Below are 14136 nucleotides of genomic sequence, written 5' to 3'. Positions count from 1 at the left end.
AGGGGTATTGTCCATGGCAGACACCACCGCATTTATCACTCTTGAGAATATCAGCAAACAATTCCCGGGCGTGCTGGCGCTGGATAACGTGAATCTGACGCTGAGAAAAGGCGAAGTTCACTGTCTGGCGGGTCAAAACGGCTGTGGTAAAAGTACCATTATTAAAGTGATCTCCGGAGTTTATCATCCGGAAAAAGGCGCGCAGATTTTACTCGATGGCAAATTGTTCCATCACCTGACGCCGCAGCTCTCTTCCCATTATGGCATTCAGGTTATTTATCAGGACCTGTCGTTGTTCCCTAACTTTAGCGTCGCGGAGAATATCGCGGTCAACCGCTATCTGCCCGGTGGCGATATCTGGGTACGTCGTGGCGCCATGAAGCAGCAGGCGCTGGCAGCCATGAAGCGCATCGGTGTGAACATCGATCCCGATAAAAAGGTTGAAAAACTCTCGATTGCCGACCGACAACTGGTCGCCATTTGCCGGGCGATTGCCGCCGACGCGCGTCTGGTGATTATGGACGAGCCTACCGCCTCACTAACCCGTCAGGAGGTTAATGGCCTGCTACGGGTCGTTAACGAACTAAAAGCTGCCGGAATTTGTGTAGTGTTTGTCAGCCACCGTCTGGATGAAGTGATGGAAGTGGCTGACCGCATCAGCGTGATGCGCGACGGCAAACTGGTGGGCACTTATCCTGCCAGCGAACTCGACAGCCACGAGCTGGCTTTCCTGATGACCGGACAACGCTTCCACTATAGCCCGCTGCCGGAAAGACCCGCTATTGAGCAAGAGCCCCTGCTGGAGCTGCGCAACCTCAGCCGCAGAGGCAAATACCAAAACATTAATCTGTCGCTGCACGGCGGCGAGATTGTCTCCATTGTGGGCCTGCTGGGCGCCGGACGCACCGAACTTTGTCTGAGCCTGTTTGGCATGACGCACCCAGAAAGCGGTGAGATTCGCATTAACGGCCAGCCGGTCACTCTTCGCAATAACCATGATGCCATCAAACATGGGATCGGCTACGTCTCAGAAGATCGCCTGACGCAGGGGCTGATCATGGAGCAGTCGATCTACGACAACACCATCGTCACGGTGTTTGATCAACTGCATACTGGCAGCGGCCTGCTCGATCACCGTAAAGCGCAAAAGCTGGTCGCCGATTTGATCCGCGAGCTGAATATCAAAGTGTCCGATCCACACCTGCCGGTTAAAACCCTTTCCGGCGGTAATGCCCAGCGTATCGCCATTGCCAAATGGGTGGCGACTAATCCCCGCATCCTGATCCTCGACTCCCCTACCGTAGGCGTAGATATCGCCAACAAAGAGGGTATTTACCAGATAGCCCGCGATCTGGCGGAACAGGGTATGGCGGTGCTGATGATTTGCGATGAAATCCCGGAAGCGTATTACAACAGCCACCGCGTGCTGGTGATGCGTCGCGGCAGGCTGGTGGCGGAATTTAATCCTCATCAGTGCCGTGAAGAGGAGATTGCTGAAGTGGTCGAGGTAATCAATGAATAAGATGCATCTCTCCCGTTTAATCGGGCAACATGAGTTTTGGCTGGGCCTGCTGGTTGTGGCCCTTGCCGTTGGGCTGAGCATCAGCACCGATGAGTTCTTGTCTTTGGGGAACCTGACGGATGTGGCTACCAGCTATGCGATTCTCGGCATCCTTGCCTGCGGGCTGTTTGTGGTACTGATTTCCGGCGGGATCGACATCTCATTTCCGGCGATGACCGCGATAGCCCAGTATGCGATGGCCAGTTGGGTTATCGGCCACGGCGGCAACTTCGCGCTGGCGTTAATCATCGCGATTGCGGTGGGCCTGTTGCTTGGACTTATTAATGGCTTCCTGGTCTACTGGCTGCGCGTTCCGGCCATCATCATTACCATCGCCACGTTGAACGTTTACTACGGTCTGCTGGTGTACGCCACCAAAGGCACCTGGCTGTACGGCTTTCCGGACTGGTTTATGAACGGCATCAATTGGTTCTCGTTCACCGCGGCGGATGGCTACGACTACGGCTTGACACTGCCTCTGCTGTGCCTGGCGGCTGTGATCATCTTTACCGCCGTGCTGATGAACTATACCCGTCTTGGCCGTCAGGTTTACGCCATGGGCGGTAATCGTGATGCGGCTTCGCGCCTGGGGCTGAATCTGCTGAAGCTGCATTTCTACGTGTATGGCTACATGGGCATTCTGGCAGGCGTTGCCGCCGTGGTTCAGGCGCAAATCACCCAGTCAGTTGCGCCCAATTCGCTGCTCGGCTTTGAGTTGACGGTACTGGCGGCGGTCGTGCTCGGCGGAACCAGCATGAGCGGCGGACGCGGCACATTAACCGGAACCCTGCTCGGCGTGGTCCTGCTGGCCTTCTTACAAAATGGCCTGACGCTGCTCAGCGTCTCCTCTTACTGGCACACCGTGTTCAGCGGCGCCATTATCCTGGTCAGCATTAGCGCCACGGCCTGGAACGAAAAACGCAAACTGGCAAGGGAGCTTTGAGATGAAAACAATCGCCAGATTTTTACCCGGTGATGCCATCATTCGTCTGCAATGCGTCATTATTGTGGTCGTCGCCCTGGTCTTCTCGGCCCTGCTCGGCAGCCGTTTTTTCAGCGTCGCTAACTTCCAGTCGATTGGCTCGCAGCTGCCAATCCTTGGCATGCTGGCCCTCGGGATGGGCATGACCATGCTGACCGGCGGCATAAACCTGTCGATAATTGCAGGAGCGAATGCCTGCTCGCTGGTAATGGCGGCGATTATCGTCACCCATCCGGATAACCCGTTGTTTCTGGTGCTGGCGCTGCTGGCAGGCGCTGCCGTGGCGGTCGCAATCGGTACGCTCAACGGCGCGCTGATTGCCTGGGTCGGGGTTTCGCCGATTCTCGCCACGCTCGGCACGATGACGCTTATCTCCGGGCTGAATATTCTGCTTTCCAATGGGACAGTGATTTCCGGTTTCCCGACCGCCATTCAATATCTTGGTAACGCCACGATTGCCGGTATTCCGGTAGCGCTGCTGCTCTTTTTCCTGGTGGCAATCCTGCTGTGGGTACTGCTGGAGCACACCACGCTTGGGCGCAGTCTGTATCTCGTGGGTTCCAATGAACAGGCTACCCGCTACAGCGGCGTAAATACCGTCCGGGTACAAATTTCCGTGTACGTGATTTCTGCCCTGCTCGGCTGGGTCGCCGCCATTCTGATGATGGCGAAATTCAACTCGGCAAAAGCCGGATACGGTGAGTCATACCTGCTGGTCACCATCCTTGCCTCTGTCCTCGGCGGCATCAACCCGGATGGCGGTTTCGGGCGCATTATCGGCCTGGTACTGGCGCTGATTGTGCTGCAAATGCTGGAAAGCGGCCTTAACTTGCTGGGGGTCAGCAGCTATCTGACGATGGCGCTGTGGGGCGCGGTGCTGATCCTCTTTATCGCATTACAGAATCGTAAAGCCTGATTTCAGGAGAAAAAATTATGGCAAGTTACTTTATTGGTGTGGATGTCGGAACCGGAAGCGCCCGTGCCGGCGTGTTTGATCTCAACGGCAGAATGGTCGGCCAGGCCAGTCGGGCTATCGAGATTTACCGCCCGCAGGCCGATTTTGTTGAGCAGTCTTCCGATAACATCTGGCAGGCGGTGTGTAACGCGGTTCGCGATGCGATTAACCAGTCAGATATCAACCCAATCCAGGTGAAAGGTCTGGGCTTTGACGCTACCTGCTCACTGGTGGTGCTGGATAAAGAAGGTAAACCGCTGACCATCAGCCCGTCCGGGCGCAGCGAACAGAACATCATTGTGTGGATGGATCACCGCGCCATTACCCAGGCTGAACGCATTAACGCCCTGCATCATCGGGTGCTGGACTACGTTGGCGGCATTATCTCCCCGGAAATGCAAACGCCAAAGCTGCTGTGGCTGAAGCAGCATATGCCCAATACCTGGGCCAATGCGGGTTACTACTTTGACCTGCCCGATTTTCTGACCTGGCGCGCAACAGGCGATGACACACGCTCATTGTGTTCGACAGTGTGTAAATGGACCTATATGGGCCATGAAGACAAATGGGATGCCAGCTACTTCCGCCAGATTGGGCTGGAAGACCTGCTGGAACATGATGCTGCCAAAATTGGTCGCTACGTGAAAACCATGGGCGAACCGCTCGGTCACGGGCTGTCCGCGCGCGCCGCCAGCGAAATGGGACTGATTCCGGGGACCGCGGTCAGCGTCTCGATAATCGATGCCCACGCCGGCACACTCGGTACGCTCGGCGCAAGCGGAGTTTCCGGCGAGGTGGCGGATTTTGACCGTCGTGTCGCGCTAATTGGTGGCACCTCCACCGGACACATGGCAATTTCCAAAGAGCCGCGTTTTATCGGTGGCGTCTGGGGCCCTTACTACTCAGCCGTACTGCCGGAATACTGGCTCAATGAAGGCGGGCAGTCAGCAACCGGGGCGTTAATCGACCACGTTATTCAGTCGCATCCGTGTTACGAAACCCTGCTAACGCAGGCTAAGTCTCAGGGGCAAACCATTTATGAAGTGCTGAATGCGCTGCTGCGTAAAATGGCAGGTGAGCCGGAAGATATCGCCTTTTTGACCCGTGACATGCACATCCTGCCCTATTTCCACGGCAACCGCTCGCCGCGCGCTAACCCCACGCTCACGGGAGCAATCACCGGACTGAAGCTGTCCCGCACGCCGGAAGATATGGCGCTCCAGTACCTCGCAACCATCCAGGCCATTGCGCTGGGAACGCGCCATATCATTGAAACGATGAACCAAAGCGGCTACACCATCGATACGATTATGGCCAGCGGCGGCGGGACGAAAAACCCGATCTTCGTTCAGGAGCATGCCAACGCCACCGGTTGCGCCATGCTGCTGCCTGAAGAGAGCGAAGCCATGCTGCTGGGCGGCGCGATGATGGGGACTATCGCCGCAGGCGTGTTCGACACGTTCCCGGAAGCGATGTCGGCGATGAGCCGTATTGGTAAAACGGTCACCCCGCAGACCAATCGCATTAAGCAGTACTACGATCGCAAATATCGGGTATTCCACGAGATGTATCAGGATCATATGAAATACCGCCAACTGATGCAGGAGGACGCATGAGTGACTCCTGGTCTCAGGCCACCGGCGTATTTCAGCTCTATAGCGATGCCCTCGCAGGTCTGGGACAACATCTGACTGAACCGGTCTGGCAGTCGCTAATGGCGGAGCTGCGCGGTTGCCAGGGGAAAATCGTCGTCACTGGCGTCGGTACATCCGGTATTGCGGCGCGTAAAGTCGCGCACATGCTCGCCTGCGTGGAACGTCCGGCGATTTACCTCAACGCGACGGATGCGGCGCATGGCGATCTCGGTTTTTTACGCGCCGACGACCTGGTCATTATGCTATCACGCGGGGGAAATTCGGATGAACTCACCCGACTGCTGCCCGGACTGGCTGCGAGAAATGTGCCCATCCTGAGCGTGACTGAAAACGCCGACTCAGCCATTGCTAAAGCGTCGAGGCTGGTGATTTCCACCGGCGTCCAGCGTGAGGCCGACCCGTTGAACATGTTGGCCACCACCTCAATTTTACTGGTCCTGGCTATCTTTGACGCCGCCTGCGCCTGTCTGATGAGCGAAAGCGGTTACTCAAAAGAGACGCTATTGTCTGTACATCCTGGCGGTGATGTGGGATTAACGCTGAGCCGCGAGCAGTAACACCAGACCGCGCATTTCCACTCGTCTTCTCAACCCGTCACCCTCAGGCGGGTTTTTTTATGTCTCAATAGAAGATAAAACAGTGAAAAAGCCAGTTAACGCGCTGCGTTCCACTCCTGCTATCTGTTCCGCACGTTAAAAATTCTGTGACGCTCTCCAGCATTCCTGGTGGAAAGCATTCCATTCTCCAAATCTATGAGCAAACTTTAGCTATTCTTATCAAACATACTTACGGGAGATCCTACAGATGATGTCAACGCTTGCTCCACCATCTGTACTTTCCGCTCCCCAGCGCCGTTGCCAGGTGCTGCTGACGCTTTTCCTGCCAGGGCAAATCGCTACAGCTCAAACCTTCAGTAGCCTCAATGGCGTTGATGATGCCACTGTTGAGGAAGATATTATTGGCGCAGGACTCGAAATCCAGCGCTATCACCGACTCGCGATTACCACCGCGCTGAATGGCGGCTATACGATCGAAGGGACCCCGCTAAATCAGCGCCTGTGTCTGTTGCAGTGGCTGCGCCGCGGTCTGCGGATCTGCCCGACTTTCATCGCCCAGCATTTCACACCCGCATTAAAAATGGCGCTGAAACAACAAGGTATCGCGCGTACGCTGTATGACGACACCAATCTGCATGCGCTCATTAATCTGTGCTCCCGGCGCTTGCAGAAGCCGTTTGAGTACCGTGACATCCAGTTCCTGCGCCTGTATTTACAGTATTGTCTGCTACAGCATCACGCGGGAGTCACCCCGGAATTTAATCCGCTCCAGCAACGCTGGGCGCAATCCTGCGCAGAGTATCCGCTCGCGGAGGAAATTGGCCGCCACTGGCAGCGCCACGTCATGCAGAGTGCGCCGCCGGGCGAATCGCTGTTTATGGCGTTGCTGTTCTCAATGCTCCGTATCCCCGACCCAGTGCGCGATAACCACCAGCAGGATCGTCGCCTGCGCCTTGCTATTGCACGGCTGGTGCTGCGTTTTCGCGAGTATGGCAATGTGCGCTTCAGCGATGAGCAAGGACTGAACGATCAGCTGTATATTCACCTTGCCCAGGCGCTTAACCGCAGCGTGTTTGCCATTGGCATTGATAACACGCTGCCGGAGGAGTTCAGCCGACTTTATCCCCGTCTGGTTCGTACTACCCGCGAGGCGATACATGGCTTCGAAGCGGAGTACGATGTGCAGTTTTCAGAAGAAGAGATCGGGCTGGTCGCCGTTATTTTCGGTGCCTGGCTGATGCAGGAGAAGGATTTGCACGAGAAGCAGATTATCCTGCTGACCGGCAACAATGAACAACTTGAAGCGCATATTGAGCAACAGCTGCGCGAACTGACGCTGCTGCCGCTCAACGTAAAACATATGCCGATGCAGGACTTTCAAAAACAGGGTTCGCCGCGCGGAGTCACGCTGATTATTACGCCGTATACCACGCCGCTGCCGCTGTTTTCACCGCCGTTGATTCATGCGGATCTGGCACTTACGCCGCATCAGCAGCAGCAGATCCGCAAAATCCTCGAATCATAACGTTGCAGGCTGCGCCACCACCTTCGGGCGCAGAAAGATTGCCGGTAGCGCCACCAGCGCCATCACCCAGAATACGCCGTTGCCCAGATTCTGGTACAGGTAGCCTGCGAATACGGTCATGATGGCGATGCTGCCGCCCATCGCCACCGCAGAATACACCGCTTGCAAACGTATCACTTCGCTGCCCTGGCGCGTCGCGATATAGCGCATTGCCGCCAGGTGGCAGACGGTAAAGGTTCCGCAATGGAGGATTTGCACCACAATCAGCCACGGTAGCTCAGTGCTCCAGCCCATCAACCCCCAACGGGCCACGCCGCAAACGGCGGAAAGCAGCAGCAAATCGCGCGCGCTAAAGCGGCGGAATAGCTTGTGACTGAGCGCAAAAATAATCACTTCCGCCACCACACCTAATGACCACAAATAGCCCACCGCCGAAGCGGAATATCCGGCAGACTGCCAGTAGATGGCGCTGAAACCGTAATAAGCGGCATGCGCACCTTGCAACAGACTCACGCAGGCCAGAAAACGCCAGCTTTGGGTTATCAACACGCGCCAGGCGGGCCATCCCGCGCTCTCCTGCTGACGGTTTTCCCCTGCTGGCTGCACGCTCGGGCGGATCATCATCCCCAATAGCATCGACGCGACGCCAAGCGACAGCAGGACCAGGATCACCCGATAGTCAAACAGGCTCACCAGCTTGCCGGTCAGCGCAGAGCCAATCACAAAGGCAACGGATCCCCACAGTCTTACCCGACCGTAGTCCATGGTTATCTGTTTTTGCCAGGTGTTGGCCAGCGCGTCGGTCAACGGCACCAGCGGCGAGAAAAACAGGTTAAAGCCGACCATCACCACCATCAGCCACGCCACGTTGGTGCCCGCCCAGAAGGCCAGCGCAAACACCAGCGTCAACAGGGCCAGAATACGTAAAGCGGAGATCAGACGAGAGGGATCGCTTACGCGCGGCGCAATCAGCAAACTGCCGAGAAAACGGGCAATCAGCCCCGCGCCCAGCAGTAAACCGATGGTTTCCGGCGTCAGCCCCAGCCCTTCGAGCCAGACGCTCCAGAAAGGCAGAAAAATACCGTAGCTAAAGAAGTAGGTAAAATAACCGAGCGCCAGCCAGCGCGTGGAATGCAAAGCCATGAATCCCTCCCGTTTGGAGGCGATAGTCTGGCGACAAACGCAGGCTGGCGCAAGAGAGCATTAACAGGCAGATAACATGATTTTGCCCTATTCGACGCAAATCTGCATCGCAAAATGGCAGCGTTCTCCCTGCGCTAAAACCTGCAATCCCGGCTGCCCCTGCATGTGGTGGGCATTCACCGGATGCGTTTGCGGCTCCAGGCACAAGAACTCCTCACCCGACATTCTGAACAGCATCAACCATGGAGTTTGCGCTAAAATCGTGACTTTCATCACATCTCGCTGAATAACGGCCCGCCCGCTCCAGCCAGAATATCCAACGTTCAGCCAGCTATCCTCGCCGTATTGCGCGTACATGAAATCCGCCGCTGGAGGGATTTCACGTTGCCATTCCAGCGGCAGATGCTGTTCCCCCTCCGGCCAGTAGCCGCCGGTGGTGAATTGCGCCGTGCTGTGCTTATCAAAAGCGAAAAACGGATGGAACCCACAGCCATAAATCATCGGCTGTTCACCGCAATGGGTGAGCGTCAACGAGACGTGCAGGCTTGAGGTTTCCAGTTGATAGCAAAGTTGCGCCGTATAGTCATAGCCACAGGGATGCCAACTGCGCAACTGCAGCAAACAACCGCTTTGGGTCACGGTGATAACCTGCCAGCGTTGCAGCCAGCCGTCACCGTGCAGGAAAAAGGTGTCATCTGCGCCATGTTGAGGTAACACCACCTCTTCACCGCGCAGCATAAAACGATTTCCCGCCACCCGATTCGCGACCGGCAGCATCGGGAACAGGCCGCAATCACCGGGCTGCTGACCATGACCTTCGCGTAAAATTGCCTGTTGATGTTGTAACGAAACCAGACTTAATAGCGAACCGCCCTGCGGATCTACGCACATCCGCAGATGTGCGTTTTGTAGCATCAGCAGACCATCCATTAGCGAGCGCTTCGTTGTTGGGCTGATGCGCCAACTTTCGTATGCTGCGCCGCCAGCTGCTCTTCCAGCGCTTCCAGCGTCACGCCTTTGGTTTCCGGAACATTACGCAGAACATACATGAATCCCATCGCGCAAATCACACCGTACAACAGGAAGCTTCCCGACGCGCCCAGACTCGCATTGAGCAGCGGGAAAGTATAGGTCAGCAGGAAGCAGGCAATCCACAGCGCTAGCGTACCGAGCGACATCGCCAGCCCGCGGACGCGGTTAGGGAAAATTTCAGACAGCAGCACCCAGGTCACCGGGGCCAGCGTCAGGGCATAAATAGCGATCGCCGCCAGCACCAGAACCAGAACCGGCCAGCCCATAATGCCCAACCCGTACGCCCCGGCAATCAGCATATAGATAACCGTTAATCCTGACGCCCCGAACAACATCAGTTTACGGCGACCAATTTTGTCTACTAACGGCAGAGCGGCAAGGGTAAAGACCAGATTGATGATCCCTGTCGCCACGATCGATTTTAACGTACCGTTGATGTCGAATCCGGCAGAGGCGAAGATCTCCTGCGCATAGTTGAAAATAACGTTGATCCCACACCACTGCTGGAACACTGCCAGCACCATTCCAATAATCACAATCGGTTTGATCTGCGGTTGTAACAGCGTTGACCACGCGACCTTGTGATTATCTTTTTGCAACGTATGTTCAATCTCTTTCAGCGTTTGACCAGCATATTCCGCCGAACCAATGCGCTGCAGCATGGTACGCGCACGATCGGCTTTGCCTGCTTTCACCAGCCAGCGCGGCGATTCAGGTACAAAGAACATCAGTACCAGGAAAATTATCGCGGGCACTAATTCAGCGCCAAACATCCAACGCCAGCCCGTCTGACCGTTCCAGCTTTCCACAATCGCCTGCTGCGTAGCGCCTGAGGCTACTGGTTCGGCAATCATCAGGTTGATAAGCTGCGCCGCCAGTACGCCAATCACGATAGTGAGCTGGTTAACGGCAACAAAGCGCCCACGCTTTTCAGCCGGACTAACCTCGGCGATATACAACGGGCTTAGCGCAGACGCCAGACCAATCCCCACGCCTCCAACGATGCGATAAACAATAAACATGTCGAAATTACTGGCGACGGCAGTTCCCCAGGCGGAAGCGCTAAAGAGGATCGCCGAGAGAATCAGCGGCATCTTTCGGCCAAACTTATCGGCGCACCATCCGGAAATCAGCGCGCCAAAGATACAACCGACCAAAGCCGAACTCATCGCCCAGCCGGATTGCGCCGGATCGGTAATCGAGAAATAGGCTTCATAGAAGGGTTTTGCCCCACCGATCACCACCCAGTCATAGCCAAACAGTAAACCACCGCAGGCCGCAACCAGGCAGATAGTCCAGACGTAACCAATCTTTAAATGTGTCTGCGCGTTATTCATTATGATTCCTCTTTCAGGGAAACGCAGGGGACAGTAGGTTTCGGGTGAGGTTGCCCCCACCCATTTCGGGTGTTACTGGAAAAGCCTTACGTTAATGGCGTGACGCAGCAGTAATGCCTTGTCATGCGCCGGATTGAGCTGCAGGAGTGCGTCAAGATCGCGCTGGCAAGCAGCACTATTTCCCAACCCCAGATGCCCGAGCACACTGATAAACAGGCAGTGTTGCTGGTGTTTTGCTTGTGCTGAGGTATCCAGTACCACCAGATCGGGTAGCGATACGGCAAAGAAATCGACATCCGGGACATTGTCGCGATGCGATTCAACCCATTGCAGGAAGCTATTAAATAGAGCGTTCGCCTGAGCATCATCGCCAAGTTTTCTCTGCGCCATACCCTGCCAGAAGAGATAATCCACAGGCTGGTCGTTGTAGTAACGGCCAGCATCCAGTGTGCTACCGCCGCGTGTCGCACGGGAGAAGTAACGCTGGGATTCATCAAAACACCCCTGCTGCTGCGCGCAATGTCCCAGTAAATACCAGATATCGTTATCCGTTTGTCCGGGTAAACGCCCCTCCCCGAGGTTTTGCGGGTAGTGCAACGCCTGTTGCAACTGCGCGATGGCGGTTTGCGGGTCGCCGGACTGAATGGCAGCCAGCGCACGATGCATCTGATTCAGCAGATATTGCCCGGTGGCTTTGCCTTCACCACCTTCCCACGGATGGAACACGCGCTCACGTAATACTGCTGCGGCATCGTCGTAACGCCCTAATCCATTCCACAGACTGAGCAGTTCCACCGTCAGATCGTCACGATGGAAGACAATCTCTTTGCTGGCTTCCAGTCGCTGCAGGCGCAGCTCAGCCGGTTGCGCCATCAGCTTCTTGAGATAGTCGAGTTCAAACAGGAAACGGGCATTTTGCGGCTCCAGTGCCACGGCCTGCGACAGATACTGCATCGCCCGCTGCGCATCATGCAGTTTGTTCCAGGCATAGATCCCCAGTAAGCGGTGTACAGGAGCGAAATCCGCTTCCTGCGCAAGGGTAAACTGCCAGCAGGATACCGCTTCGGCATAACGCCGTTTGCTGTACCAGAAACAGCCAAGTAAATAGCGGGCAAAAGCGCTCTGTTCGAGGGTTTGCAGCATCTGCACTTCATCCAGCGTATTGGGGAAACGAACGCGGTTTTGCAGGCATTCGCGGGCACGTTCGATGAAGGGTTGTGGGTTGTCACTTAGCGAGGCGCGCCACAGCATAGGCAGCGTTTCCTGGCTGTCGAGCAGTTCCAGCACGCCACGGGCAGCATCCTTTTGCCCCAATGAGATCAACCAGCCTGCCAGTTCACACGCGTTGGTACCGCGCCGCCCGGTAATCGAGATCAGCGCTTGCGCCGTCGCCTCGTCCTGACAGATGGCCCAGCGCGCATAGTGCAGGGTGTAGCTCAGAGGATAATCAACCAGCTGTTGGCGAATGTAGTCCAGGGCTTGCGGAATGCGATCAAGTTTTGCCAGCGCCAGCGCTTTCAGTCCCATCGCCAGGTTATTACTGCCGTTAAAGCGCAGGCTCTGCTCGACTTTTTCCAACGCGCCAACGTAGTCCTGACGCTTCATCGCCAGACGCGCTAACGACCAGAAAGCCGCATCCCGACAGTTGCCGCTCCAACTGGCCTTATAATAATTATCCCAAGCGCTGTCATTGTCGCCCTGACGTTCCTGTGCGGCGGCCAGCAGCATGCTCGCCTCGCCATCACGCGGATTTTTATTGAGCTTATGCGCCCGTTCCAGCGCCTTACCCGCACAATGCGCCGCCAGCGCCCAGTCTGCGCGGTTTAGCGCCAGCGTCCCCAGGGCCACATTATTGCGGTAATCCAGCGGATCAACATCCAGCGCGCGGCGATAATAATCTTCAGCATAGCGGCTGGCATGGTTGTACTGCTCCAGATGCTGACCAATAAAATAGAGTTCATCGGTATTAGAGAGTGCTTCTGGCTGTGCTGGCGCGACGGCCGCCGAAGGCAGCGGTAACTCTTGCGCGATGTGCTCTTCGTACTGCAAAAGCGTAGCACCATCGGCGTTAGTGACGGTCATTGTCACCCGGGTATGGCCATTGTCTGACACATCAGTCAGCCAGCTCTGTCCCGGCTCCAGAGTGAGTGTATTTTCATAGAATGGCTGCCCGTGTGCGGCAAGCGTAACCTGAACATCGCGTAACGGCGCAATCGCATAAATGCCCACAGAAAGCTGGCGACTCTCACGCACCAGACGAAGCGCCAACTGCGTGCTGGCGTTTTGCACCATACCCAGTTCGCTGTAAGGCAGGAAGTTTTGCACGAAGACTTTCTCTTCGTACGGCGCAAGCCAGGTGAAATCCGGCTGGTTATCGGTAAAGACCCCGGTCATAAGTTCGATATACGGACCGTTGTCATCAGTGAGATTACGATCCCAGGCAACACCAAAGTCGCCATAACCCCAAGTCCACTGTTTTTTCCCTGGCGAAACGTGGTGATCGGCCACATGCAGCAACCCACCGCGCTCGCCGTGATGCCAGGCACCAACAAAATCATAATCAGATTTTTCAGCCATATAGGAGGTCGGCACTGGTACGTTTTTGTAGCGCGAGATATCCACGCCAGCCGAATAGTCCACTTTGTAGTATGTGCCGGTGGCGATGGGAAACGCAGAGACATCGCGCTTACCGTGGTCGAATACCGCCGTCACATCCGGTGGAAACACGCTTTGGTGATCGTCGCCGCCCTTCACCGCCGGATTCGCCCACCATAAGAAGTGGCGCGGGGTAGCGTTACCGTTAAAAACCTTCCCGGTTATCTCGATCAACGCGCGATCCGGATACAGCGTGAATCCGGTCATGACCTGTAAACCACGCATGGGCTCTACCTCGCCCATCCAGACGGTGTATTCGCCCTGCTCACCCTGCTGTTGCGTAAAATCCACCGGCATAAAGGTGGTCGGGCGATGATGTTGCGGCCAGTTAAACTCAATGCCGCCAGAGATCCACGGCCCAAGCAGACCGACCAGCGCAGGTTTTACCACTTCGTTGTAGTAGACGAAGTCGCGCTGCTGCACTTTGTCATACGCTCGATGAATGCGTCCGCCTAACTCCGGCAGCAGCATGATGCGAATGAAGTCATTCTCCATCCATACCGCCTGATAGTCGCGCATTTCACGTTTGCCGGTCAGCGTATCAATCACGCCATAGGGATAAACCGCTCCTGAAGACCCCTGATAAACTCGCTTTTCCAGAAACATTGGGTTGGCGTCTTCTTCACCCGCTGTCCACGTGGGGAGGGTGATCGTTTCCTGCCAAACTTTTACTGAACCGTACATGCCGCGCTCCACTTAATAAACAAAAGTAAAAATTCAACTTGATGCTATTC

Annotated in this window: 10 protein-coding genes; 6 read left to right on the top strand and 4 right to left on the bottom strand. The window is 55.8% G+C overall.

The window, feature by feature from the left end; all coding sequences use genetic code 11:
• Positions 1-13: 13 nt before the first annotated feature.
• The 6 genes from OGV75_RS19110 to csiE all read left to right on the top strand — a co-directional run bounded on the left by OGV75_RS19110 (position 14) and on the right by csiE (position 7235).
• Entirely contained in the window at positions 14-1522 is a 1509-nt protein-coding gene (locus OGV75_RS19110; RefSeq protein WP_016154014.1) for a sugar ABC transporter ATP-binding protein, read from the top strand.
• Positions 1515-2504, top strand: coding sequence for an ABC transporter permease (locus OGV75_RS19105; RefSeq protein ID WP_008785467.1), 990 nt, complete (start codon positions 1515-1517; stop codon positions 2502-2504). The genes OGV75_RS19110 and OGV75_RS19105 overlap by 8 nt, the downstream gene beginning before the upstream one ends.
• Before the next feature lies 1 nt (position 2505).
• Positions 2506-3459: an ABC transporter permease gene (locus OGV75_RS19100; protein ID WP_003037658.1), complete on the top strand. Its 954-nt coding sequence runs from the start codon at positions 2506-2508 to the stop codon at positions 3457-3459.
• A gap of 17 nt (positions 3460-3476) precedes the next feature.
• Positions 3477-5114: an FGGY-family carbohydrate kinase gene (locus tag OGV75_RS19095; protein ID WP_003847100.1), complete on the top strand. Its 1638-nt coding sequence runs from the start codon at positions 3477-3479 to the stop codon at positions 5112-5114.
• Positions 5111-5710 carry a KpsF/GutQ family sugar-phosphate isomerase gene (locus OGV75_RS19090; RefSeq protein ID WP_047358248.1) on the top strand — a complete coding sequence of 200 codons (600 nt, stop codon included), beginning with the start codon at positions 5111-5113 and terminating at the stop codon, positions 5708-5710. Before OGV75_RS19095 ends, OGV75_RS19090 begins: the two co-directional genes overlap by 4 nt.
• Before the next feature lie 247 nt (positions 5711-5957).
• Positions 5958-7235 (top strand): stationary phase inducible protein CsiE, encoded by a 1278-nt coding sequence (gene csiE / locus OGV75_RS19085; RefSeq protein ID WP_047358249.1) that lies wholly within the window; start codon positions 5958-5960, stop codon positions 7233-7235.
• Here csiE and OGV75_RS19080 read toward each other — a convergent pair.
• The 4 genes from OGV75_RS19080 to OGV75_RS19065 all read right to left on the bottom strand — a co-directional run bounded on the left by OGV75_RS19080 (position 7230) and on the right by OGV75_RS19065 (position 14086).
• Complete coding sequence (locus OGV75_RS19080; RefSeq protein ID WP_016154017.1) at positions 7230-8378, bottom strand: 3-phenylpropionate MFS transporter; 1149 nt, start codon at positions 8376-8378, stop codon at positions 7230-7232. The genes csiE and OGV75_RS19080 overlap by 6 nt on opposite strands.
• A gap of 87 nt (positions 8379-8465) precedes the next feature.
• Complete coding sequence (locus tag OGV75_RS19075; RefSeq protein ID WP_046275224.1) at positions 8466-9308, bottom strand: aldose 1-epimerase; 843 nt, start codon at positions 9306-9308, stop codon at positions 8466-8468.
• Positions 9308-10747 (bottom strand): sugar porter family MFS transporter, encoded by a 1440-nt coding sequence (locus OGV75_RS19070; protein ID WP_046275225.1) that lies wholly within the window; start codon positions 10745-10747, stop codon positions 9308-9310. Before OGV75_RS19070 ends, OGV75_RS19075 begins: the two co-directional genes overlap by 1 nt.
• A gap of 72 nt (positions 10748-10819) precedes the next feature.
• A complete protein-coding gene (locus OGV75_RS19065; protein ID WP_286481029.1) occupies positions 10820-14086 on the bottom strand; it encodes a DUF5107 domain-containing protein in 3267 nt (1088 codons plus the stop codon).
• Positions 14087-14136 lie beyond the last annotated feature (50 nt).

It is taken from the genome of Citrobacter sp. Cb028, assembly GCF_030336705.1.
In the GTDB taxonomy this organism is placed as follows: domain Bacteria; phylum Pseudomonadota; class Gammaproteobacteria; order Enterobacterales; family Enterobacteriaceae; genus Citrobacter; species Citrobacter braakii.
This window is presented reverse-complemented; position numbering and strand designations above follow the sequence as displayed.